The sequence below is a fragment of the Photobacterium lucens genome (assembly GCF_009873615.1).
Lineage (GTDB): Bacteria > Pseudomonadota > Gammaproteobacteria > Enterobacterales > Vibrionaceae > Photobacterium > Photobacterium lucens.
In genome coordinates, this window is sequence record NZ_SSMG01000067.1 from 1 (window position 1) to 1,559 (window position 1,559).

The 1,559-nt window shown below is 39.6% G+C and carries 1 protein-coding gene; it reads left to right on the plus strand.

All coding sequences use genetic code 11. From position 1 onward, the window contains the following. Positions 1-37 precede the first annotated feature (37 nt). On the plus strand, positions 38-1,450 hold the full coding sequence (locus E5A76_RS03745) for a basic amino acid/polyamine antiporter (protein WP_053989675.1): 1,413 nt from the start codon (positions 38-40) through the stop codon (positions 1,448-1,450). Positions 1,451-1,559 lie beyond the last annotated feature (109 nt).

Sequence of the window (1,559 nt, forward strand, 5' to 3'; positions counted from 1 at the left end):
ATCTTATAAATATAATAATTAAAGATTAGGTTACAACATGGATAATAAGCTTGGATTAGGAGCGCTAACCGCACTCGTAATCGGCTCAATGATTGGTGCCGGTGTGTTTAGCCTTCCTCAAAATATGGCACTGGTAGCAAGTCCAGCTGCGGTAATGATTGGGTGGATGATCACTGGTATCGGCATGATTTTTCTTGCCCTATCGTTTCAATACCTTTCAATTTTAAAACCTGAGATTAACAGTGGTGTATTTGGGTACGCTCAAGCAGGTTTTGGTGACTACGTAGGATTCTGTTCAGCATGGGGTTACTGGTTAAGTGCCATGCTTGCTAACGTTTCGTATTTAGTGATCGTATTTAGTACCTTAGGTATGTTCTTTGATAAGCCAAACGACGTGATATTTGGCTTAGGTAATACATGGCAATCAGTTACGGGGGCTTCTATTATTTTGTGGCTTGTTTACTTCCTTATTCAACGAGGAGTTAAAACGGCTGCAACTATTAATTTAGTCACTACTATTGCGAAACTAGTACCGCTATTTTTATTCGTCTTCTTCACATTACTTGCATTTAAATGGCATACCTTCATTTTTGATTTTACTGGTGTCGAGTTTGGCCCTACACATGGCTTACTTGATCAAGTAAAGTCCACCATGCTGATCACCGTATGGGTATTCATTGGTGTTGAAGGTGCGGTTGTTGTATCTTCTCGCGCTCGTGATCGTAAAGATATCGGTCGTGCAACCATTTTAGGATTATTAACAGCATTAGTTATTTATATCTTTGTAACGCTACTATCTATGGGTGTCATCAGTACGCCTGAACTAGCGAAGTTACAAAATCCGTCAATGGCAAAAGTCTTAGAACATATCTTAGGCCCTTGGGGTGCAGTACTTATCGGCTGTGGCTTATTGATCTCTGTATGTGGAGCATTCCTTAGCTGGACAGTTTTGGCCACTGAAGCGCCATTCCTTGCCGCAAATAATAATGTATTTCCCAAAAGCTATAAGAAGCAAAATGAAGCTGGAACAGCAGTCACTGCGTTAAACCTAACGACAATCTGTATTCAAATTTCGTTATTTGCTGTCACATTTGCAGGTGGTACCTATAACAGTATTTTGATCATCGCGTCTGAAATGATCTTAATTCCCTACTTCCTTGTTGCGGCATATACCTTAAAGCTCGCCATTAAAACAAAGAACCGTGGGGCATTAATGTGGGTGGGTCTATTTGCGACTATTTATGGTATTTGGCTACTTTACGCATCAGGTCTACATCATTTATTGTTGTCTGCTATTTTGTATCTACCTGGCTTATTCTTCTTTATTAAAGCTAAGCGTGAACAAAATAAACCCGTATTTGTGGGTAAAGAAATCTACTTTGTAATCTTCTTAATTACGATTTCAGCATTCGGTATTTACCTACTAGCAACAGGAAAACTGGTTATCTAATCTGTTTCCCATAAAAGAAAAGCCGTGTCATTCTATGATGTGACCCCATAAAGTTGGACATTTCGGTTAAGCGGCTTGTAAGGCCTGATTTCGATATTCAATCGGAGTC